Origin of the sequence: Planococcus liqunii (genome assembly GCF_030413595.1) — a bacterium.
Lineage (GTDB): Bacteria > Bacillota > Bacilli > Bacillales_A > Planococcaceae > Planococcus > Planococcus liqunii.
Map to the genome: position 1 here is coordinate 2583637 of NZ_CP129238.1, position 21806 is coordinate 2605442.

27 protein-coding genes are annotated in these 21806 nt (G+C 45.7%); 5 read left to right on the forward strand and 22 right to left on the reverse strand.

The genetic code is table 11. The features are described 5' to 3' along the window. Positions 1 to 10: 10 nt before the first annotated feature. From mraZ to QWY22_RS13115, 10 genes are all read right to left on the reverse strand, one after another. Positions 11 to 442: a division/cell wall cluster transcriptional repressor MraZ gene (gene mraZ, locus QWY22_RS13070; RefSeq protein WP_036806910.1), complete on the reverse strand. Its 432-nt coding sequence runs from the start codon at positions 440 to 442 to the stop codon at positions 11 to 13. Between the two features lie 147 nt (positions 443 to 589). Next, entirely contained in the window at positions 590 to 2209 is a 1620-nt protein-coding gene (gene bshC / locus QWY22_RS13075; protein WP_300981278.1) for a bacillithiol biosynthesis cysteine-adding enzyme BshC, read from the reverse strand. Positions 2210 to 2283: 74 nt separating this feature from the next. Beyond that, entirely contained in the window at positions 2284 to 2667 is a 384-nt protein-coding gene (locus tag QWY22_RS13080) for a DUF3397 family protein (RefSeq protein WP_300981279.1), read from the reverse strand. A 3-nt stretch (positions 2668 to 2670) separates the two neighbouring features. Beyond that, a complete protein-coding gene (locus QWY22_RS13085) occupies positions 2671 to 3528 on the reverse strand; it encodes a 2-dehydropantoate 2-reductase (protein WP_300981280.1) in 858 nt (285 codons plus the stop codon). A 73-nt stretch (positions 3529 to 3601) separates the two neighbouring features. Beyond that, entirely contained in the window at positions 3602 to 5152 is a 1551-nt protein-coding gene (locus QWY22_RS13090; RefSeq protein WP_300981281.1) for an acyl-CoA carboxylase subunit beta, read from the reverse strand. Positions 5153 to 5180: 28 nt separating this feature from the next. Next, a complete protein-coding gene (locus QWY22_RS13095) occupies positions 5181 to 5396 on the reverse strand; it encodes a biotin/lipoyl-containing protein (RefSeq protein ID WP_036806925.1) in 216 nt (71 codons plus the stop codon). Next, a complete protein-coding gene (locus tag QWY22_RS13100) occupies positions 5393 to 6742 on the reverse strand; it encodes an acetyl-CoA carboxylase biotin carboxylase subunit (RefSeq protein WP_300981282.1) in 1350 nt (449 codons plus the stop codon). Before QWY22_RS13100 ends, QWY22_RS13095 begins: the two co-directional genes overlap by 4 nt. A 558-nt stretch (positions 6743 to 7300) precedes the next feature. Beyond that, positions 7301 to 8053: an enoyl-CoA hydratase/isomerase family protein gene (locus QWY22_RS13105; RefSeq protein ID WP_300981283.1), complete on the reverse strand. Its 753-nt coding sequence runs from the start codon at positions 8051 to 8053 to the stop codon at positions 7301 to 7303. 83 nt (positions 8054 to 8136) lie between these two features. After that, a complete protein-coding gene (gene rpmF / locus QWY22_RS13110; protein WP_036806933.1) occupies positions 8137 to 8313 on the reverse strand; it encodes a 50S ribosomal protein L32 in 177 nt (58 codons plus the stop codon). Between the two features lie 24 nt (positions 8314 to 8337). Next, on the reverse strand, positions 8338 to 8871 hold the full coding sequence (locus QWY22_RS13115) for a YceD family protein (RefSeq protein ID WP_300981284.1): 534 nt from the start codon (positions 8869 to 8871) through the stop codon (positions 8338 to 8340). A 127-nt stretch (positions 8872 to 8998) separates the two neighbouring features. On the opposite strand from QWY22_RS13115, the gene QWY22_RS13120 reads away from it, so the two are divergent. Continuing rightward, positions 8999 to 10198 (forward strand): nucleotidyltransferase, encoded by a 1200-nt coding sequence (locus tag QWY22_RS13120; RefSeq protein ID WP_300981285.1) that lies wholly within the window; start codon positions 8999 to 9001, stop codon positions 10196 to 10198. Here QWY22_RS13120 and QWY22_RS13125 read toward each other — a convergent pair. From QWY22_RS13125 to rsmD, 3 genes are read right to left on the reverse strand one after another with little or no spacing between them, the layout of a single operon-like run. After that, a complete protein-coding gene (locus QWY22_RS13125) occupies positions 10186 to 11211 on the reverse strand; it encodes a SepM family pheromone-processing serine protease (RefSeq protein ID WP_300981286.1) in 1026 nt (341 codons plus the stop codon). The two genes, QWY22_RS13120 and QWY22_RS13125, sit on opposite strands and share 13 nt — an antisense overlap. 56 nt (positions 11212 to 11267) lie before the next feature. Further along, positions 11268 to 11747: a pantetheine-phosphate adenylyltransferase gene (coaD, locus tag QWY22_RS13130; RefSeq protein WP_300981287.1), complete on the reverse strand. Its 480-nt coding sequence runs from the start codon at positions 11745 to 11747 to the stop codon at positions 11268 to 11270. Further along, positions 11740 to 12315, reverse strand: coding sequence for a 16S rRNA (guanine(966)-N(2))-methyltransferase RsmD (rsmD, locus tag QWY22_RS13135; protein ID WP_300981288.1), 576 nt, complete (start codon positions 12313 to 12315; stop codon positions 11740 to 11742). The genes coaD and rsmD overlap by 8 nt, the downstream gene beginning before the upstream one ends. Positions 12316 to 12397: 82 nt before the next feature. On the opposite strand from rsmD, the gene QWY22_RS13140 reads away from it, so the two are divergent. Next, positions 12398 to 12778, forward strand: coding sequence for a DUF7147 family protein (locus tag QWY22_RS13140; protein WP_300981289.1), 381 nt, complete (start codon positions 12398 to 12400; stop codon positions 12776 to 12778). Here the strand turns inward: QWY22_RS13140 and QWY22_RS13145 are convergent, their stop codons facing one another. After that, positions 12779 to 13051, reverse strand: coding sequence for a YlbG family protein (locus tag QWY22_RS13145; protein WP_036806955.1), 273 nt, complete (start codon positions 13049 to 13051; stop codon positions 12779 to 12781). Positions 13052 to 13262: 211 nt separating this feature from the next. Here QWY22_RS13145 and QWY22_RS13150 point away from each other — a divergent pair, with 211 nt between their 5' ends. Then, positions 13263 to 14180: a glycerophosphodiester phosphodiesterase family protein gene (locus tag QWY22_RS13150; protein ID WP_300981290.1), complete on the forward strand. Its 918-nt coding sequence runs from the start codon at positions 13263 to 13265 to the stop codon at positions 14178 to 14180. A gap of 82 nt (positions 14181 to 14262) precedes the next feature. On the opposite strand, the gene QWY22_RS13155 is transcribed toward QWY22_RS13150, so the two are convergent. Further along, positions 14263 to 14448: a hypothetical protein gene (locus QWY22_RS13155; protein WP_300981291.1), complete on the reverse strand. Its 186-nt coding sequence runs from the start codon at positions 14446 to 14448 to the stop codon at positions 14263 to 14265. 53 nt (positions 14449 to 14501) lie between these two features. After that, positions 14502 to 14948, reverse strand: coding sequence for a YlbF/YmcA family competence regulator (locus QWY22_RS13160; RefSeq protein WP_300981292.1), 447 nt, complete (start codon positions 14946 to 14948; stop codon positions 14502 to 14504). Between the two features lie 74 nt (positions 14949 to 15022). Between QWY22_RS13160 and QWY22_RS13165 the strand changes: the two genes are divergently transcribed. Next, positions 15023 to 15508 carry a PaaI family thioesterase gene (locus tag QWY22_RS13165; RefSeq protein WP_300981293.1) on the forward strand — a complete coding sequence of 162 codons (486 nt, stop codon included), beginning with the start codon at positions 15023 to 15025 and terminating at the stop codon, positions 15506 to 15508. A gap of 2 nt (positions 15509 to 15510) precedes the next feature. Here QWY22_RS13165 and QWY22_RS13170 read toward each other — a convergent pair whose 3' ends face one another. Beyond that, on the reverse strand, positions 15511 to 16575 hold the full coding sequence (locus tag QWY22_RS13170) for a CAP domain-containing protein (RefSeq protein ID WP_300981294.1): 1065 nt from the start codon (positions 16573 to 16575) through the stop codon (positions 15511 to 15513). Positions 16576 to 16717: 142 nt separating this feature from the next. Between QWY22_RS13170 and QWY22_RS13175 the strand changes: the two genes are divergently transcribed. Continuing rightward, complete coding sequence (locus QWY22_RS13175; protein WP_300981295.1) at positions 16718 to 17083, forward strand: YugN family protein; 366 nt, start codon at positions 16718 to 16720, stop codon at positions 17081 to 17083. Between the two features lie 251 nt (positions 17084 to 17334). Here QWY22_RS13175 and QWY22_RS13180 read toward each other — a convergent pair whose 3' ends face one another. From QWY22_RS13180 to ctaD, 5 genes are all read right to left on the reverse strand, one after another. Further along, the gene (locus QWY22_RS13180; protein ID WP_300981296.1) at positions 17335 to 17796 is read right to left on the reverse strand and encodes a DUF420 domain-containing protein; all 462 of its coding nucleotides are present in this window, start codon (positions 17794 to 17796) and stop codon (positions 17335 to 17337) included. A 24-nt stretch (positions 17797 to 17820) separates the two neighbouring features. Beyond that, positions 17821 to 18744 carry a cytochrome c oxidase assembly factor CtaG gene (ctaG, locus tag QWY22_RS13185; RefSeq protein WP_300981297.1) on the reverse strand — a complete coding sequence of 308 codons (924 nt, stop codon included), beginning with the start codon at positions 18742 to 18744 and terminating at the stop codon, positions 17821 to 17823. A gap of 218 nt (positions 18745 to 18962) precedes the next feature. Further along, positions 18963 to 19295 carry a cytochrome c oxidase subunit IVB gene (gene ctaF, locus QWY22_RS13190; RefSeq protein WP_036806983.1) on the reverse strand — a complete coding sequence of 111 codons (333 nt, stop codon included), beginning with the start codon at positions 19293 to 19295 and terminating at the stop codon, positions 18963 to 18965. Position 19296: 1 nt separating this feature from the next. Beyond that, on the reverse strand, positions 19297 to 19923 hold the full coding sequence (locus tag QWY22_RS13195; RefSeq protein WP_074510227.1) for a cytochrome (ubi)quinol oxidase subunit III: 627 nt from the start codon (positions 19921 to 19923) through the stop codon (positions 19297 to 19299). Further along, positions 19910 to 21796 (reverse strand): cytochrome c oxidase subunit I, encoded by a 1887-nt coding sequence (ctaD, locus tag QWY22_RS13200; protein WP_300981298.1) that lies wholly within the window; start codon positions 21794 to 21796, stop codon positions 19910 to 19912. Before ctaD ends, QWY22_RS13195 begins: the two co-directional genes overlap by 14 nt. Positions 21797 to 21806: the final 10 nt, after the last annotated feature.

Here is a 21806-nt window from a genome sequence, read left to right on the forward strand (position 1 = left end):
CGTTCAGTTGTTAAAAATCAAAGTCTGCTAAATTCTCTGCAATGTCATTAAATGAGTCTTCAGACGCTGTAAAATATTCTTCCCATGCATCTTTCGACCAGATTTCAAATCGATTCGATACACCAAGAATCACGCATTCTTTGTCAAGTTTTGCATATGTTAGCAATGTTGATGGTATATTGACGCGCCCTTGTTTATCAAGTTCCACTTCCGTGGCACCTGAGAAAAAGAACCGTGTAAATGCACGTGCGTCTTTTTTAGTGACCGGCAGCTCTTTCAGCTTTTCTTCGATCTTTTGCCATTCATCCATTGTGTAACCAAATAAGCATTGATCCAGGCCACGGGTTATGACAAAGTTCTCGCCAAGTTGCTCACGAAACTTTGCAGGCACGATTAAACGTCCCTTTGCATCAACGCTATGTTGATATTCTCCCATGAACATGCCTGTCACCCCACTTAATGTCTTTAATGTACCACAATCCCCCACTTCTCACCACTTGTTTTTGAAATATTTCATGTTTGTTACAGAAATAAATCTCATATGCACTTAATGAGACAAAAAAAAGTCTGCCAAGGCAGACTTTTGCTGTTACAGATAGATTATTTTGTGGGTTTTGTCATATTGGAAATCAAGTTTCAACAGGTCTTGAACCAGTTCTAAACCGTAAACATTCAGGTATGGAAAGGGACTGAAAACACGTTCCTGAAAATTGTCATCCGGGCGCAGTTCCATCTCAATCAATCCGAAATGGTTAAACTGAGTGCTATTCTGCAATACTACTTCATCTTCCAATTTGTTTTTCAAGAATTGGAGCTGCTTTAAATGGAATTGCAGATTTTTCTCCACGAGCGGCGTAAGCCCTCCGCTGATTGCTGAAAAACTCTTCTGGATATCTTCGTATTTGGCTTCCAGCTGGCGCTGAGTTTCCTCGATCAGGTGTTCAGCTTCTTTTTCCCGAATCGACTCCATTAGAGCGTTGCGGAGTTCCACCACTTTCAATTCATTAAAAACTTCGCTGAAAGTCAATTGATATTTTTGGAGCAAGCTCTGAACTTGCCGGTTCACCAAGGTCATTCCAAGACGGGGCATAACAACCGGCATTTCCATGTCCATCACTTTAAAGACGCCTTTTAATGCAGCCCAGTAAGCAATTTCTCCCGGCCCTCCGACAAAGGCCAACACTGGGAAAACCAGCTCCTGCATCAAAGGCCGTGTCACGACGTTATTGCTCAGCCGTTCCGGTGAGTTTTCAGCAATATCCAGCAATTCATCCATCGTGAATGACACTGCCCCTTCATTGCCGACAAACTCTTCACCGTCGCGCTGAAGCAAAATGCGTTCGCCTTCCACCGTAATAAACAAATTCGCCGCTTGGGGTTCCGCTTCAATGACTGCAGGATATCCTTCTTTAACCAGGTTTTGTTCCGCCGCTATGACCGCTTCGGCAATTTCTTCCGACTTTTCAACCATCTGGATAAAGTAACTTGCTTCGTATTTCCGGAGGTCGGGACTTGCTGCATCAATATACAACAGCCCTTCTTCTTTGAAAAAATAATTAAGCAGCGCTGCAAAGAAATCCGTAAAGGAGTCGGCGCCGTCCAAAAAGGCAAAGGCCGTTTCATGCATCTCTTTGGAGAACTCGGTTTCAGGCAAGCTTCTGAAATACTCTTCCAGATACGAATGGACTTTCGCCTTGTTCAATTTTGCAGTAGATGCGGAATTCTTTCCATACTCGACATGCGGAAAATTCAGTTTATCCAACCTGCCGTCTACGCCTCTGTATAAATGGCTGATTTCCGCCAAATCGTGGTCTTCGCCAGCAATCCAGAAGACGGGGACAACTTTTGTTGCCAATTGTTCACTCGCCTGTTTTGCCAGGACGATTACCGAGATGGCTTTGTGCACGGTGTATAACGGTCCCGTTAAAAGGCCTGCCTGTTGGCCGGTTATAACGACCGGCGCACCGTTCTCAAAATCCGCAAGATGGGCTTCCGCCTTTTGTGAAATGCCGTTTGGTTCCATGAATTTGCGCAGGATCGAGCCGACTTTTGCACGGTCCACTTTATGCTGCTGCAGCACTTCAAAACGCTTGCTGAAATTTTCAGCGCTTGGCCCATAAGAAAAATACTGTAGAATATTCGCTTTTCCGTTTATGTAGTCTTCCATTAGCTGGCTGGCTGGTTTTATATATTGTTCTTCTAACCTCATGAAAAATTGTCCCCTTTTCCGTTTACATTCAGTATTACTATATCAAACGCAATCGCAGTTGGAAAAATATACGCTTACGAAGATAGAAAACGGCTGATGGTAAGGGCCAGTCCAGTCATCCATAGAAGAAAGTAAGCAATGCTCAAAACCAGAAAATACGTACGCCATGTTTTCCGGATAAACGGGACCACTTTGATTTCCTTCGACTTTATCCATTCAATTGTCAGCAGGAACATCGCGATGACGACAGCGACAATGTACGTGATGGCGGCAATGTCATATGGCCAAATGACCGCAGCGCCTACCGGGATGGAAACGAACAATAAAAACGTTGTGGCATCGGCGGCCAGGCCGATTGATCGCCGTCCCATTTTTTTTCGGGCAATCAACAGCGTTAAGATAAATAAAATGAAAGGAGCGAAGACAAATGCGGCTCCGAGAGAATATAAAATGTCCATAGATCAAACCTCAATTGATTTTAATAGTTGATAAAAAGCTTTTAATAAAGGGAGTTCAATTGGAGATCGCTCCAACAAATACAGCACAATGGTGTCCAGCTCCATTTTGCGGCCAGCCTGCCTGTCCATCAGCATTGAGGATTTATTTTCGGCAGTTGCCTTGCATAAGGCGGTTACTTCTTCAAAAGGCAGCAGCGTCTTGATTTCCGGGAAAGCCCGGTCCAGTTCTGCGTAGACCCTCTGCATCAATTCAAAAGCATAGGGATTCGTCACCAGCTCACCGTTTTTTAAAGCCGTTATTGCCGTGAGCGGATTAATGATGCCGTTCAGCAGCACTTTGCGGAACAGGAGCCGGTCTGCATCCTCATGCCATTCCGACTGGAAACCCTCAAGTTTGGTAAACGGAAGGAATTTTTGCTGCCGCCCTTTTAACAGGGCCCATTTAACCGTTCCGTTTCCAGTATGCCGGACTTCGTTGGCGCTGATTTTTAGCGCGCCATGTTCTACACTGGCTGCAGCAATATCCCCGTGGGGCAATCCCTTGGCCACTCGGAGGTGGAGCATGCCGTTTTGGAGAAAAACTACCGGATTGTACAGGGCATACCGTTTAAGTGCTGGCACAAGCTCATCCAGCGCATCGTATTTCACCGCCAGCAGGATAAAGGCATCCGAGGGGATTTCCGTCCACTCTGTAAAGGCTGGCACATTGTGGCGGTGTCCGTCTTTTATGATCCCCTGTTCGTTGATGATGCGGGCTTGCTGTTTTTGGCGCGCCAATACCTGCACTGCTGCTCCTGCTTCATCCAATAGGCAGGCAAGCAGCAGGCCGACCGCTCCTGCGCCGACGATGACCACTTTCATGGCTTCCCTCCTCATGCAATCTCAAAAAAGAAGCCTGCCATAATAAGGCAGACTTCTTTCTTATTAACTCTTATTATACAGGATAAACGCCGTGTTTTCGATACGGCAGTGGCAAATCTTTTGTTTCATAAATTGCCAGCCGCTGCGACAACACATCCCGCAGCTGATAAGGAGCCACGATTTCATCGATAATCAGTTCAGACGCCAATTTGTAGATATCGATTTCTTCCTTGTACTCCTGATGTTTTTCCTGAACATACTTCAAGCGCTCTTTCGGATCTTCAATGGCTTCGATTTTATTCGAATACACGGCGTTGACCGCCGCTTCAGGGCCCATAACCGCAATTTGGGCAGTTGGAAGCGCGATGCACACATCCGGCTCGAAAGCAGGGCCTGCCATCGCATATAAGCCTGCACCGTATGCTTTGCGGACAATCACCGAAATTTTAGGCACAGTCGCAGAACTCATGGCCGCGATAAACTTTGCGCCGTGGCGGATGATGCCGGCGCGTTCGACTTTCGTTCCGATCATAAAGCCCGGCACATCTGCCAGGAACAATAACGGGATTGAGAAAGCGTCGCATAAGTTGATGAACTTCGCGCCTTTGTCAGCTGAATCTCCGAACAGCACGCCGCCTTTTACTTTTGGCTGGTTCGCCAGGATTCCGACTGCCTGGCCGTCAATACGGGCCAGCCCGGTAATCAATTCACCGGCAAATAATTTTTTGATATCAAAGAAGCTCCCTTCATCGACCAGCTGATCGATGAGTTCATACATATCAAACGGTGCGTTTTGGTTTTCCGGAATGATGGCTTCCAGTGTACGTCCGGCTTTCGTTGCTTTTGCTTCAAGTTTTTCAGGCTTCATCGCAAAATTAGCCGGGAAGAATGTTAAATAGCGGCGCGCTTCTTCTATGGCTTCTTCTTCAGTTGAAACCAATACATCGCCCACTCCACTGACGGTGCAGTGCATGCGGGCTCCGCCCATTTCTTCCAGCGTCACTTTTTCCCCGATCACTTTTTCGGCCATCCGAGGAGACCCTAAGTACATCGAAGCGTTGCCTTCAACCATGATGACAATATCGCAAAATGCCGGTATGTATGCTCCGCCTGCTGCAGACGGCCCGAACAATAGGCAAATTTGCGGAACCATCCCAGACATCCTTACCTGGTTATGGAAAATCCGCCCCGCACCCCTACGGTTTGGAAACATATCCAGCTGGTCTGTAATGCGGGCACCCGCAGAATCCACCAGATAAAGCATGGGAACCTGCATTTTTTCTGCAGTCTCCTGAATGCGAATAATCTTTTCAACTGTGCGCGAACCCCATGATCCCGCTTTAACCGTGGAATCATTCGCCATGACACACACCGTCTGGCCATTCACTTTGCCGATGGCCGTAACCACGCCATCAGCCGGCAAATCGCCTGCTTCAACATTTGCGAAGCGGCCGTCTTCTGCATAATTCTCATCATCAAACAAAAGCTTAAGCCGGTCGCGGACAAACAGCTTATTGCTTTCCTTCATTTTTTCGTGATATTTAGGATGTCCTCCCGCAAAAATCGTCGCGAGTTTTTGTTCCAAGCGTTCATTATAGCCGGTTGTTTCACTCGTTTTTGTCATTTCGCTGCCCCCTTTGCATAAAAACGGATTATTCTCCCAGTGTCATCAATGTTTCTTCTTCGTTGACGAATCCACCGACTTCCACGTGGATTTTTTCCACTGTGCCGCCAATTTCCGCTTCAACCGGAATTTCCATTTTCATTGATTCAATTGTCAAAACGGCTTGGCCTGCGCTTACCGCTTCCCCTTCTGCTACCAATACGTTCAATACGGTTCCTGCCATCGATGCTTTTAGTTCTTTCATAGTCCCTGTTCCTCCTTTGTTTTTTCGAGCCATTTCGGCAATACAGATGTTGCATAATCGCCATTTACAAATTCCTGTGATTCAACAAATTCTTTGAATAGCGGAATATTGGTTTTTACCCCTGTTATTGTAGCATGATTGAAAAAATTCTGTGATTTGCGGATGGCATCTATCCGGTCGCTGCCTGTAATGATGACTTTGGAGATCATCGGGTCGTAAAAAGGCGTGACTGCATTGCCCTGTTCGTAGCCGGATTCAATGCGGGCATCTTGCCCCCACATAATGGACTCCAGCTTCCCAGGCGATGGAAAGAAGGTTTTCGGATCTTCTGCGTAAATACGGAATTCAATGGCATGGCCGTGGGATTGGATGCTGTCCTGTGGAGGAAGCTCCTTCCCGTTCGCCACGTCAATCTGCCATTCCACTAAGTCGTAGCCGGTCACTTGTTCCGTGACGGGATGCTCCACTTGAAGACGCGTATTCATTTCCAAGAAGTAAAATTGGTTTTTTTCATCCACAATGAACTCCACTGTCCCGGCGTTGGTATAGCCGACCGCACGGGCAGCTTGAAGCGCAGCTTCACAAAGGCGAAGACGAGCGTCCTGCGGCAAATGAGGCGATGGCGATTCTTCAATGACTTTCTGGTTGCGCCGCTGGACCGAACAATTTCGTTCGAACAGATGGACGATATTCCCGTGCTTGTCGCCGAATATCTGCACTTCAATATGGCGGGCGTTTGCGATGAATTTTTCTAAAAAGACGACATCGTCCCCAAAATAAGCTTTCGCCCGATTTTTAACAGAAACAAACTGCTGACTGAGCGCTTGCTCACTGTCACAGCGTACCATGCCAATGCCGCCGCCTCCAGCACTCGCTTTCAGCATTACCGGATAACCGATGGCCTCAGCTTTTGCCAAAGCTTCCTCAAGTTCGTGGACGCCTTCTTCTGTTCCTGGAACAACTGGAACCCCTGCTTGAATCATCGTGCGGCGTGATTCAATCTTGTCACCCATTTTTTCCATGATGTCGGCGGAAGGACCAATAAAAACCAGCCCCGCCTGCTCTGTTTTTCGAGCGAATTCTGCATTTTCCGACAGCAAGCCGTATCCCGGATGAATGGCATCCGCTCCGGAGGCCAGCGCCGCTTCAATAATTTTGTCCACTTGCAAATACGATTGAGCGACCGGATTTGGTCCGATCAAAATAGCTTCGGTTGCTTCACTTGCATATGGCAGATCCCCATCAGCCTCTGAGTGGATGGCAACCGTTTCGATGCCGAGGCGGTCGCAGGTGCGGATAATCCGCCGTGCAATTTCGCCCCGGTTCGCAATCAGGATTTTATTCATATAAGAAATACCCCCTGTGTTTTTCTCCCTCCTCTAGCATATACGATTTTTGTAAGCGATTTCAACTATTGGCGCAAAACTTTTCAGAATAGAAAAATCCATCCGCTGTTTCCTTCTCGTTTTTTCCATAAAAAAAGACTTCCGTTAATGGAAGTCTGAGCTTGTAGACAAAAGAATTTTTACACATGAAAGCTGAATAAATATCCTATTGGAGAGAAAATTCCGGATCCTTCGTTTCAGCCGGACGCTTTCCGCGGGCTCGCGCCGAACTAACTCGGAACTTGCGTCCCGAGTGGATTTCGGCACTTCACTATCCCGCAGGAGTCGCCGGCCTCCACTTCAGCTCCTAAACGTGAAGCTTTCCAAAAGTGTCGCTTTTCTTTTTTCAGCTAGATAGTTTGGCTTCGATCGGATCATGGTTCACTTTCGAATCAAAGAGAAACGCTCCAACCGATTCGGTCACGGAAAGCGAAATAGCCGATTCGGTTGGTTTTGTGTATTTCTATTCATTTCATTTATACTTTGACTACAGTGTGAGACTTCCGTTAATGGAAGTCTCTATTTTTTCGCCTTGGCCAGGAAATTGTCGACTGCTTCGTGATGCACATCGGCTTCCCATAGTTCGGCACAGCGGCGCACTTCAGATTCTACCCGGTCCTTCAAGCCACTGGCCTGCCATTTCCGAATGGCAATTTCTTTATAGGCACGGTGCACTTCCGGCCGAATCTTTTTCATCGAATGGATAAATGCTTCAATATCGGCATCATTGCGGATTATTTTGGTTGCCCAGCCGTTTTCAAGCAGTTCATCCGCTGGATACGCCCGGGCATCGCTGAGCATTTTCAGCGCCCGGTCATGCTGCAAGGTTTCAAACAGGTAGCTGCCGCCTCCCCAGCCGCTTGTAATGGCAAGCGTGCCTTGGATAAAGCCGCATTTTGCATGTTCTCTGACCAAACGGTAATCGCAGGCAGTCGCAATTTCACAACCGCCGCCCACTGCCGCTCCGTTCACTAAAGCAATTACCGGAACCGGCAAGGTTTTGATGGCATAAAGCACTTCGCTCATCCGCTTCAGCATGGGGTAAGCTTGTTCTTTTGTTTTCAATTCGTGGAATACCGACAGATCGCCGCCGGAACAAAAAGCTTGGGATCCGGAAGCGGTAATGATGACAAAACGGGGGTTTGACTTATGTACTTTTTTTGTTAATTCTTCGAAGCCTTCCATAACGCCTTCGTTGATGGCATTGCGGATATCCGGGCGGTCAATTGTAAAGGTTAGGATTTCGTCTGCCATTTCAATTTTATACGACATCTTACCACTCCTTATTTTTAGGTAGAGAAAAAGGCTATCGAGAGCCATGGCCTCTCAATAGCCTTTTAGCAGCAAATACTGTTTTATTTGCTTGCTACTACTTCTTTCCCTTTGTATGAACCGCATTCTTTGCAGACGCGGTGAGCCAATTTCATTTCGCCACAGCTTGGGCAAGTTACCATGCCCGGCACTGACAATTTGAAATGCGTACGGCGTTTTCTTTTAACGGTTTTGGACGTTCTTCTAGCTGGTACAGCCATTGGTGACACCTCCTTACAATGATTCTATTCATCTGACTGATCAAAATACTTGGCTAAATCAGCAAGTCTTGGATCCGGTTTTGGTTGTGCTTCTTCTTTCTCCGCTTCCGCTTGCTCATCAGTTGAATAGGACCAGTCGTTGCCGCCAGTAATCACGGCTTCTTCGGAATCCTCCTTGAACACTTGCATCGGAATCTCCAAAAGGATAAGTTCTTCTAGCACCGGCTGAAGGTCAATTGTTTCAGTAGCAACCATGTGAACATTATCGTCTTTCGTATCTCGGTCTTTTTCAGACCAGGAGAAAATTTCAACCGATTTGATGTCGATAGGAAATTCAACGTCTTCCCAAGTTCTAGCGCAGGGAAGTATAAGCATCCCTTTGAGTTGAAGCTGGCACGTTATTTGTTGCGAACCAATTGTACAATGCCCCATGACATGCATAGGTGAAATTTCGCGAATATCGCTATTGCGTTTTTTCACTGCATCCAAGTGGACAATTTCGTCAATCGGCATTCCGTCTTTGCGATGCTTTTGAAGCTGTTGAATCGCCATTTTCATAAGTATCACCTCTAAGACAACAAAGTTGATTATATAATGCACAGAAAAAGATGTCAAGATAAAATCTTGTCAGACAGATCCAAACATCGGTATACTGTTATTTAAGTTTACCAAAGGAGCGAGTGAAATGAAAGCTGCAGGTATTGTTGTTGAGTACAATCCATTTCATAATGGCCACCTCCACCACGCTTTTCAGTCGCGCATCGAGTCTGGAGCCGATGTGCTGGTTGCTGTGATGAGCGGCCAATTTCTGCAGCGGGGAGAGCCTGCATTTGCCGACAAATGGGCACGGACTGAAATGGCCTTGGCCAGCGGTGTGGATATTGTCATCGAGCTTCCCTATGTTTATGCCACTGCACAAGCTTCAGATTTTGCCAAAGGCGCTATCGCCCTGCTCTCGGCTATCGGCTGCGAATCGTTTTGCTTTGGCAGTGAACAAGGCTCCATTGAGCCTTTCCTTCGGACGTATGGGCTCTTAGAGAGCAAACGCGCTGTTTATGAACAAAAGATCCATGAAGCCGTCCAGACGGGCATCAGCTATCCTAAGGCCTTAAATGAAGCCTACACCAGCCTAACCGAAAACGGTGCAGGCTATGCCGATTTAAAGCAGCCGAACAATATACTGGGCTACCATTACATAGAAGCAGCAAAAAAAATGGCTTCCCCGATTCGCCCGCTGACCATTCAGCGCATTGCAGCCAATTACCATGATCCGATCGATAAGGAACTGACCATCGCCAGCGCAACCGGCATCCGGCAGGCTTTTTTTGAAGGTGGATCGATGGAGGAAATCGCCAAATACATGCCTGAAGCTTCCATCTCCATTCTGAAGGAATTTACTGAGGCGCATCAGGGGTTCGGCAGCTGGGAACGTTTTTATCCCCTGCTGCGCTATAGCATTCTTCGGGAGCGTCCATCCCGGTTAAACCGGTTTGCCGAAGTGACAGAAGGCATCGAAAACCTGATTTATGAAGCGGCAAAAAAAGAGACGGAGTTTGAAGGTTTCATCAGCCGCGTGAAATCGAAGCGGTTTACACGCACCCGCGTGCAGCGGATGCTGACGCATATCTATACCGGCTTCACCTGGGAAGAGCTCCGTTCTTTCGAAAAGCCCGCTTATATGCGATTGCTCGGCATGACCACTAAAGGAAAGCAGTATTTAAACCAGCAAAAAAAGAATATCGGGCTCCCCTTAATCAGCCGGGCCGCAGATTTAACGGACCCGATGGGGAAACTCGATATTCATGCCAGTTCCATGTATCTGCTTGGTATAGGGGCAATGGATGTAAAAAAAGAATTTACGACGCCTCCACGTTATTTCGGCTGAAGTTCATCCAAATACGCAATCGCGTCATCAATCGTTTTCACCGGCACAATCTTCATGGTTGTGCCGATTTTTTCTGCCGTTTCCTTGGCCACATCGTAGTTGGAAGCAGAAGCGCCTTCAGTGTCATCGTCCGGTGCAAAGAAAACATCCATGCCTTCATTGTCGGCCGCAATCACCTTCTGGTCGATTCCGCCGATTCTGCCTACTTCCCCTGTGCTTTGCATCGTGCCAGTGCCCGCAATATCATAGCCTTTGGCGATGTCTTCTTCAAGCAGCTGGTTTAAAATTTCCAGGGTGAACATCAAGCCCGCAGAAGGGCCGCCAATATTTTCCGCATCGATCTTCACTTCCGGAGTGGTGGCAATGTCTTTATTTTCTACAAATGAAATGCCGAGTCCAATTCGATCCGGCTCTGTCGGAAGCGGCGCAAGCGCAATGGTTTCTGTCAGTTTGCGGCTTTCGCGTTCAAAAGCCAACTCCACTTTTTCCCCGTCTGCTTTTCCTGCTATATAGTCGATAAATTCCTGCTGTGATTCGAAGCCATTGCCGTCAATCGACAATACTTGATCTCCTGGGGCAAGCACTTCGTCTGCCGCTCCCCCTTCGAGGACGTTCATCACGAATACCCCATTGTTATTCACTTCATAAGGCTTGCCGGCTTTTTCAAAAGCCACCTGCAGTGCATTTACTTGTGAATCCGACATCAGCTTCAACTGGCGCACATTGTACTCTTCATCGCTCTCATGCGGACTGCGGACTTCTTCGGGCTTCAGAATTTTATAGCCGTCCTGAAATTTTGCAAAAAGATACAGCGCCGGTGTAGCGTTCAGCATCGAAACCGTCATTAAACTTAAAGTGCCTTCGTCGTCTTCGTCTCCTCCGACCACTTCCACTAATGGACTGAGTTCGTATGCGCCTCCCGGCCGGGTAATGTAATAATTCATCTGATATGTGGATGTGAAAATTGCTAAGGCGGCAACGATTACCAATGCAATTAATTTATTATTTTTCATTATGCTGCTCCTTTCCTAATTGGCAGCCAATAACAAAAAGCCACGTTAAACGTGACTTATTGGAATTTCCGCTTTAAGGCTTCTTCTACGGCGCCTGGAACCAATTCACTGATATTCCCGCCATATTTCGCAACTTCTTTTACAATGCTTGAACTGAGGAATGAATATTGGTTATTGGAAATCATAAACAAGGTTTCAATGTTTTCATTCAAAAATCTGTTCATCGATGTGATTTGCATTTCATATTCAAAATCCGAAACTGCACGCAAGCCCCGGACAATCGCATTTGCTTTTACTTCGCTTGCATAATCAATCAAAAGCCCCCCGAAAGTATCCACTTGCACGTTCGGAAACGACTGTGTCACTTTTGAAATAAGCTCCTGGCGTTCACCCACATCAAACAGCGGCTGCTTCGATGAATTGTTCATCACCACCACTTTAACTTCATCGAAAATTGCCGAAGCTCTTTTGATGATGTCTAAATGCCCCAATGTAATCGGATCAAAACTTCCCGGCACAACTGCAATCTTACTCAAATTCTTCTCCCTCTTCCCCTTGAAAACGGTAAATTGAAATAATGGTGGCGCCATAAAGCTCTTTTTTAAACCGCTCGAAAAAAACCGTTCGGTCATCGAGTTCTACTTCTTTGGCATGTTCGCATACGACGATGGAATCCTCTGTCAATATGCCCATTTCGGCTGCCTTGTCCATCAAACCATATGCTTGTTCCAAATGATAAGGCGGATCTAAAAACATCAGGCGGGCCTGAATGTTATTTTTTTTAATCGCTTTAAGCGCACGGTCGGCATCCGTTTTATAAACTTCCGCCTGGTCTGTCAATCGGGTTTTTTCGAGATTCGCCCGGATCGTGTCGACAGCTTTTCGGTCTTTATCGGTGAAAATCACTTTGTCGATGCCTCTGCTTAACGCTTCAATGCCCAGGCCGCCGCTTCCTGCGAACAAGTCCAAAGCATTGCCGCCGTCAAAAAACGGCCCAATCATATTGAAAATGGATTCTTTTACTTTGTCAGTTGTCGGCCTTGTTGAAGTGCCTGGCACCGCTTTCAGCGGAATGCCTTTTACTGACCCTGCTACAACACGCATCTAATCGCCTCTTATTTGCTAAATTTCTTATGAAAAAAATCTGCCTAATGGTAGAATGTTAAATGGAAAGGACGTGACCTAAATGATTCAACGATTTATCGAATTAGGCGAAGGGTATGGAGATCTTTTTGAACTCCGTGAATTGATCACTGTAAATTCTCACCGTTTCAAACACGGGTTTATTTTTGTTTCAACAACCAAGGGAGGACAGCCGGTACTGTCGGTTGCAGCGGCATTTGAGCCGGCCACAGAAGGCGGCTTCATGCCGATATACATATGCCGGGAAGGAATTCCGGAGAACTCAAAGCGCCTCGACTTGTTTGAAGAAACGGTAAAAGGGCTTGGGCATGAGCCAATCAAGATGGATGTAAAGCATTCTTCCGCCTACGCGGAAAAGAAATTCTATTTTAACCACTTGATTGCCATTCTCCGATTAAACCATTACATTCCACCGATGCAATAATTATAAGCCGATCTTATAATCGTACTCTTTGGCTTTATCCGGTTTTGCGTTTTCGTATTCCGTTTTCAGGAACGGCCGCTGCGATTCTAGAACCTGCTTCACGTATGGCAGTTTTGACAATTTGTTTTTTGTGCTTTCAATGACTTCCTGGTCCATATAAAGAACGGCATATTTGAGCCTTCGCGAGATAAAATGGACATGTCCGTATTTTCTAAGCGATTTGGCTTGTTTTAAATGATGGACATAAACAATAAGGCCCTGGCGATCACGCATAACTATCCCTCTTTTCTTACTGATAGAATACCATAGGAAAGAAAAAAGCCGCAACCAGTGAAGCCGAAACATTCGCAGGCTCTTTCTGTACTGCACAGCAACAAAGTTCCCACCATCTGATCCGCTTGCATGTTCAGGATAAAACTAACAATAAATTCTGGAATTCGTTATAATGACTTTAGTTACATTTTCGAGGGGGTAATCCATTCTTATGGGGAAAAAAACAAAAATCGGACTTGCTGCCGTTGCAGTCGGAGCAGCTGCTTGGGCAGGTTCTAAAGCATTAGCAACTCCACAAACGAGACCCGGGAAAGATGTGCTGGACTACGGCCACCCCATTGTCCTGGCACATCGTGGAGGCGGTGCCATTGCTCCAGAAAATACAATGGCGGCATTCAGAAAATCAGCAGAGCTGGGAGTCCACGGATTTGAAATCGATATCCGATTGAGCAAAGACGAAGAAATCCTGGTATTCCATGACGAATACCTGGACCGGACAACAGACGGAGCTGGACGTGTAGCGGATTTGACGCTTAAAGAACTCTTGGAATTTGACTTAGGCTATCATTTCGTTGACCCGTCAGGCAAGACAACTTATCGGGGCAAGGGCGAAAAAGTCGTGCTTCTGCGTGATTTGCTGGAAGAATTCCCACAAATGTTCATCAATATTGATATGAAGGATTCTCCAGAAACTTATGAAGGCAGCTTGGTTCCTTCGAAATTGTGGAGATTGATCGACTCTCTGGGCGTTCATGACCGTGTAGTGGTTACCAGTTTTTATGATGAACAAATTGACCGCTTTAATCTTTATGCCCAAAACCGGGTGGCGATTGGCGCTGGGGAAAACGAAGTGAAAAAAGCGTATACGGCATTCAATAGCCAATTCGGCCATTTGTATAACCCGCGCGCTGATGTCTTTCAAATTCCTGTCCGTTCATCGATGTTCCGGCTGGACCTGCCGCGGTTCATCGCATTTTTATCCAACTTGAACATTCCCGTCCATTACTGGACAATCGACGAACCGGAAGAAATGAAGGCATTGCTTGCTGCAGGTGCACAAGGAATTATCACAGGACGGCCAGATCTGGCTGTCGCCCTCATTAGCGAAACGGAAAATCAAACGCAATAAAAAAATGTGCAACGAAATCGTTGCACATTTTTTCATATATTCTGTTTGAAGTGAAGAAAGTAGGCGCATCCGCTTTTCTTTTCTAGCTGCAATGGCCAGATTCTCGGGTCATAAGCCAGCCTGGCTGCGTAGCAAAAAGCGCCACTTCGCCAGTCCAGCTTACGCCTTTCGAATCTAAACGGCCATTTCCACTTTTCTTGTCCAGCTGCTGCGCCCAGCCTCTCGAGGTCGCTTCAGACTGGTCTGCGATGGCCAAAAGCGCCATCACCGCCCAGCCTTCCAGCGCTTGTCGAGGCTAAACAGGCGCATCCGCTTTTCTCTTTAAGCGGAGCATGAGCAGCCGCCGCCTGTTCCGCAGCTTCCTCCGCAAGAAGAATCGGAAGAGAAGAACGGATTGCTGGAAGGGATTTTCACCGCTTCCGAGACGGATCTTCCAAGAATGAAGCTTACTTGGTCCATCAAGTCCTGCAGTTCATTTTCTGCCAAGCGCAAGGCTGCGATTTGTTCGTTCAAATCCAGCCGGCGCTTGTCAACGCGGATCTGTTTCATTACCCGGCTGTAATCGGGATGGTATTTGCCGAACCTCTGAACTTCTTCATATTGTTCTTTTAGTCTAGCAAACGCATGAATTTCATCAGCCAAACCTTTATCGTTATAAACAGTATCATAAGCTTTTCGGTAAAGCTCGCCCTGTTCAGATTGCAAAATCATTTCGCTTAACTCTTCTGCAGAGTCAGTTATTTGAACCCATTCGTAGGTCATAAACATATGCATTCCTCCTCTACACGTTTCATCATAGCAGAAATTTACCCATTTTCATACATATTGAAAGGACTGGTTTTATGAAAAATTTATCGAAGCAATTTCAGCGTATTGTTGATAACAGCACATTGGAAGACTTGAAAATTTTGGGCGACTTCCTTGAAAATTTCGAGAAAAAGCAGCAAGGCGAATTTAAAACATATTTAAGCGCCAGCTTGAACATGCAGCGGGAAACTGACGAGCATTCGAGTGCTGTCCGCATTCCGAACACTCCTTTTATCCACAATAATATCGACATTCCGCACGGCGGCATCCTGGCTGTTTTATTGGATACAGCGATGGGTACCCTGGCCAGCAGCAAATGCCCCGAAGGCTACGCTGCTGTCACCACCAATATCACCATCCATTACCTCACTGTGGCTGTTGAAGATGAAATCCGGGCAGATGCCCGCATGATACGCCAAGGCGCCCATACGATGGTTGTGGAGGGCAATATCGTGCAGCAAGACGGCAAGCACATCGCCACTGCCACCGGCTCTTTTTTTATCGTTCCTAAAAGACAATAGGTTTATTGATTTTCAGCAGTTGCCGGTTTCTGCTTTAAAAAATCCTGGGTATAATATTTGCCGAATACCCCTACCCCGATTTGATTAAAGCGGCTGGACAATAAAGTGTCCCGGTGATTCGGCGAATTGATCCAGCCATGCACGGCTTCTGCAGCGTCGGAGTATTTAGTCGCCGTATTTTCGGCAGCTTCTTCAAAAACGATGTTGGCATTCGTCAGCCGCTCTTCCAAACTTTTCAATTCAGTTTCTTCTGCTGAGAAGTTCTGTTTCGCTGTATTTTGACTATGTTCTTTTGCCAGCATGCTGACAGCCGGATTTATAGCCAATGGATTTTTTTGGTGGCGCAGGCGATACACATTGGTTAAATCAATAATCTGTTTGGAATTGGCGTCATCGATGGATTGCTGAAGGCCCGAAGACGGCGTAATGGCCGGCAGCAAATCCCCTGAGAACATCATATCGTAAGGCTGATGGCGCACCAATGTTTCAGCGTCCATAAACCGGACTGCCTCGAGTTTCTGGTCTTCCCCGTCGATATAGAGCTGGGCGTAGACATCGCCGAAACTGGCAAGCAGGCGTTTTTTCAAATCGTCCGAACTGAGGTTAAAGATATAAATATTGCTTCCATATTTCACCGTGATTTCGTTTTCAACAATTGTAAAACGGTACAAGTCATCCAAAGTCTGGCCAATTTTATACGGCGCCGGATCAGTTGCAATTCCCGCTGTATAAACTTGTATAACTTTGCCTTCTTTAATGCCGGCCATCAGATAATTGGAGTATGAGGCGTCATAAACCCACCATTCGTATCCGAAGGCGGAAGGTTCAATCCGGGAGGGCTTTCCAAAATCCGCGAGCCAGTCTTTGGAGGGTTTGCCTATATAAGTCGACAGCCCTTCCATCGGCCGTTCCACGTCCATCGGATTTTCTACCAAATCTTGTGCGGGCAATGGATCTTGCGTTTGCGGAGCTTCCAGCATTTCGTTTTCCTCAGTAGGAGAATCGAAATAGAAAAAGACGATGAGAATCACCGATAGAAAAATCATAATGCGCAGCAAGTCTTTCAATCGAACAGCTCCTCAATAAAGTATATATACACAATTATAACAGCCGTGCGCATTCTGACACAATCTAGCCATTGCAACAAGCCGTTTTTTCATCTATTATTAAAGAAGCATTTAGTCAGTTTGATATCGAGGAGGAGATCCTATGTATTTTGAAAATACAGGACTAGAAAACATTCAAGTGGACTTTACTTTACTTGACGACATTATGAGCCGCCATGGCTTAACTAAAGAAGGCCAATGGGACTACGAGCGCGTTACATACGACCGCAAGTTTATTGTCCGCGAAGGCACTTACTATCTACGCGTTTTCGGCTATGCAATCACTGGCGACATTGATGCCGGCGATGCAGTTGTAAAACTGATGAAACCTGTTGTCGGCAAACACTACTACCCACACGGTGTAGAATATGGCGAAAACGAGCATTTCCCAGAGCATTTGGTTAAATCTTGCGCTGAAGTGCTAAAAGCAATCAAAACAGAAATAGCAGTTTTTGAAATTAAAGCATAAGAAAAACCGCAGTTCTTAATTGAACTGCGGTTTCTATTTTTCTAGCGGCAAAATAAGCAGCTATCTATAATCCACTTCAATGGTCAGGCCGCTTATTTTTTGTCGGCCACTTGTTTGTCATTCTTTTCACCTCAGCAAGAGAAGCGGGCATGATTAAAATTGATTTCAAGGTCTAACCTGAAGAACTCTCCTATCAATCGCCAGTTACTAAAATACAGTCATAAAAAAAAGAACCTGGAAAGGTTCTTTTTTTATCCGCCTAAAATTGCCTTGAAAACAGAAGTGGTGTGTCCGCCTTCGTAGATTACGTAAAGCAAAAGGTAGACGACTACACCCGTAATCGCTGTGAAAAACCAGATGACGCTCGTGATTGGGCCAAACTTCCGGTGTTTTTCGAGGCGATTCTTTAAGCCAAGCCAAATCGTAATCAGCCCCATAATGCCGCCGGTAGTAGCGAGACAGATATGGAAAATCAGGAATATGGTGTAGATGAGTTTGTATTCATCAGGTCCCCCGAATGCCGTATTTCCGACAAAAATTGTGCGGGACATGTAAATGATGAAAAACGTCAACGCGGCAGCACCTGCTGCTAGCATTACTTTTTTATGCGCTTCAATGTTGCGTCGGCGAATCAAATTCCAGCCAATCGCTACTAAAACGGCACTTAATACGATAAAAAAAGTACTGATGGTTGGTAATAGCGGCAAATTCATTTAGTAGTTTCTCCTTTGGCTTCTTCAAGCATTATGTCTGTGTAAGGCCATATTCTTACGGTCTTCAATCGTTTTCGCTGTAATTTCATCAGCATTATTATTTTCATTTCTCAGCCATTCATAGAAAACCAGCCACAGGAAAACCGTAAAAATCAATTCCTGTACGACTTTCATGGTAATGCCGCCAGTCCGCTGGTCCTCAAGCGCTGACATATTTGTGAAAAGTTCAGGCCCGGTCAAGCCGAGTTGGGCAAGTGTGCCAGCTGGTACACATAACGCCATGGCTTGTTGCCACGCTTGTCCATCTGTATAAGTAGCATAGAAAGCTGTATCGCTGAAAATGATCAATGCACAGGCAGGCGTGATCAATACACTTAGCCCGAATAAGTACGCAAGCTTTTTCAGCCCATGGAATTTATAAGCGCCTTCCAAATTATTGACAACAGGCCACCAATACAGCATAGCAGAACCAAAAAGAAGGAGGCTGACTGCTGCATGCAATAATGAATTCATTTTTACAAAATCAAAAATTAAAGGAATGTGGTAAAAAGAGAACACCATTCCAAAAATGATGATCGCTAGCATGGGTTTGGTGAATAAATCAAAAACAGGTTTAATCACCGGACGATTGATGATGGAGCGCCATAGCCAGGACGGGATCCCCATAATAATAAGAGGCGGAGCCAGAAGAACCAAAAATGCCATTTGGAACATATGCATGGTAAAAATGATATGGCCCAGCAAATCGACTGGCCCTCCTTTGATTATATACAGTAAAAGCATACCTGAAACAAACAGAAGTGCTTCTTTTTGTTTCAGCGGCTCGCTGTCTTTAAACTTGTCTCTCCATTTAACGGTAACTAAAAAATATAAGATCGTGATTAACACGAGGACTCCCAAGAAGTATGGACTCCATAAAGCCTGAAACCCAAATATACTAATCGGCATGCCAGCATACCTCCTTTTTTCTTAAGTACCCCCATTATATAGTGTGGGGATGGGTATATCAATGAACGAACTATGACAATTGGCGAATGCTCTTTGCATGGACGAGCAGCTATGTAATCGCCAACCAAAAAGCTTGCACATCAAAGCTTAAGCCGCCTATGCTTTAAGCAAGAAAAAACCCCGCTTGCCCAATAAGGCAAGCGGGGTTTTTAATGTAATTACCACCAAACAATTGTTACTAATGCAAGAATCGTGATAAAGGCAACAAACATACCGCTGAACATAAAGAACGCGACCATGCCATGGCCTTTATTGCTCATGTGCATAAAGTGATACAACTGAAGCACCACTTGAACAGCAGCCAACAATAAAATGATTGGCGTAATCAAGTAAGGGGAGAAATCTGCTGCAACTGTCGTAAATGCAATCAATGTCAAGAAAATCATCATTGCAAAAGAAGTCAGTTGGTTGCGCATCTCTTTTGCTCGTTGGCGGCGTACGTATTCGTACTCTGCTTGTGATCTAACATGCGTATGTGTGTCATGTGCCATATTAACCGATCACTCCCATCAAATAGACGACAGTAAAGATGAAGACCCATACTACGTCGATAAAATGCCAGTATAACGCTACAAGGTAGAATTTAGGTGCATTGTAAGTGTTCAAGCCGCGTTTAGCGTTGCGGAGCATCAATGCGATGAACCAGCTAAGACCGAACAATACGTGAGCTCCGTGAGTACCAACCAGCGTATAGAAAGCAGCACTGAAAGCACTATGCGTATAACCGAAACCAAGATGTACGTAATGATTAAACTCATAAATCTCCAAGCCCAGGAATGTCGCTCCAAGTAACACCGTTACCATTAGCCAAGCCTGCATTGCTTTAAAATTGTGGTTCTTCATATGATACATAGCATAAACACTTGTAAGAGATGATGTCAGAAGAATCATCGTCATCGCAAAAACCAGCGGAAGTTCAAACAAATCTGCAGCTGCAAACTCCATGCCGCTTGGCCCTTTGTCTTTCAAAGCCAAGTACGTAGCGAAAAGTGAAGCGAAGGTTACGGTTTCAGCAGCAAGCAAAAGCCAAAAGCCGACAAACTTATTCTTCCCTTCCATTGTAGCCGTTTCAGGATGATCAGGCCATGTTTGTGGGGTATACCTCTTATTTAGATCCATCCATCTTACCCCCTTTAGCGTCTTCGATCAATTCCTCTTTCGAGATGTGGAACCCAAGATCATCTTTCAGTGAGCGTAGCAACATTGAACCGAAAGTGATCAATAATCCCAGAATTAGCACTGGAAGTGGCCAAGATTTATCTCCATCCAGGAAGTAAAGGGCACCAAATGAAGCAACGAACAAACCAAATGACATAATTACAGGAATAATCGAGCCATTTGGCATGTGAATTTCTTCTAAAGGCTCAGCATAAAGCATACCCTCTTTGTTGCCTTCCATTTTTTCAATCCAGTAAGTATCCAAACCACGTACTAGTGGCGTTTGTGCAAAGTTATAAAATGGCGGCGGTGAAGGAATTGCCCACTCAAGCGTACGGCCATCTTCCCATGGGTCATTGCCCACACGCTCATTTTTAACAGTTGTAATTACTACGTTGATCAATAATACGATAACACCGATAGCCATGAACAACGCGCCGACAGAACTGATAGCGTTGAACAAATCCCAGCCTTGGTCAGCGCCGAACGTGTAAACGCGTCGCGGCATCCCCATTAGGCCTAAGAAATGCTGGATAAAGAATGTTAAGTGGAAACCGATAAAGAAGAACCAGAAAGTGATTTTCCCTAATTTTTCATTAAGCATTGTACCAAACATTTTCGGCCAGTACAGGTGTGTAGCTGCAAAAATCGCAAGTACAACCCCACCAACGATAACGTAATGGAAATGCGCAACGATAAAGTAAGAATCATGCAATTGGTAATCCAGAGGAGCAATTGCTTGCATAACCCCTGTTACCCCACCGGCAACGAATGACGGAATAAAGGCAATTGCATAAATCATTGGTGTCGTAAATTTGATGCTGCCTCCCCAAATGGTCAAAAGCCAGTTGAAGATTTTGACGCCTGTAGGGACAGCAATGATCATTGTTGCTAAAGCGAATACCGCGTTAGCTGTTGGCCCTAAGCCAACTGTAAACATGTGGTGAGCCCAAACCATGAATCCGTAGAAACCGATTAGGATGGTTGCAAATACGAGTGCAGTGTAACCAAACAAACGCTTGCGGGAGAAAATGGCAAAGATTTCAGAGAAAATACCGAAAGCCGGCAAAATCAAGATATAAACTTCAGGGTGACCAAAGATCCAGAATAAATGCTCCCAGATGATTGTGTTCCCGCCGTTTGCTACATCAAAGAAGTTTGCCCCAAACATACGGTCGAATACCATGAAGAATAGACCGATTGTCAACGGAGGGAAAGCCAGCAAGATCAGTGCTGAAGCTACAAAAGTCGTCCATGTAAACAATGGCATTCTCATGTAAGTCATACCAGGAGCACGCATATTAATGATTGTAACCAGGAAGTTAATCCCTGAAATCAGCGTACCGAAACCGGAAATCGTTAATCCAAGTGTGTAAAAATCAATTCCGTGTCCTTCTGAAGCAAGTGCAAGCGACGCATAGTTCGTCCATCCTGCATCAGGAGCACCACCCATAAACCAAGAAAGGTTCAGGAAGATACCACCGAAGAAGAACAACCAGAATCCAAGTGAATTCAAGAACGGAAATGCTACGTCACGTGCGCCGATCTGCAATGGCATGACGGCATTCATAAATGCCAGCAAAATTGGCATGGCAGCCAGGAAAATCATCGTAGTCCCGTGCATTGTCAGTACTTCGTTATAAGTACCTGCGCTCAGGAAATCATTTCCGGCTTTCATTAGTTGGATCCGGATCAACATCGCTTCAATACCGCCGATTAGGAAGAACAATCCTCCTGATGTGAGATATAGATGTGCGATTTTTTTATGGTCTACTGTTGTCAAGTAGTCCCATATCATTGCACCGAAGCCCTGTTTTTGAGCAATAGAACTCACAATGTAAACC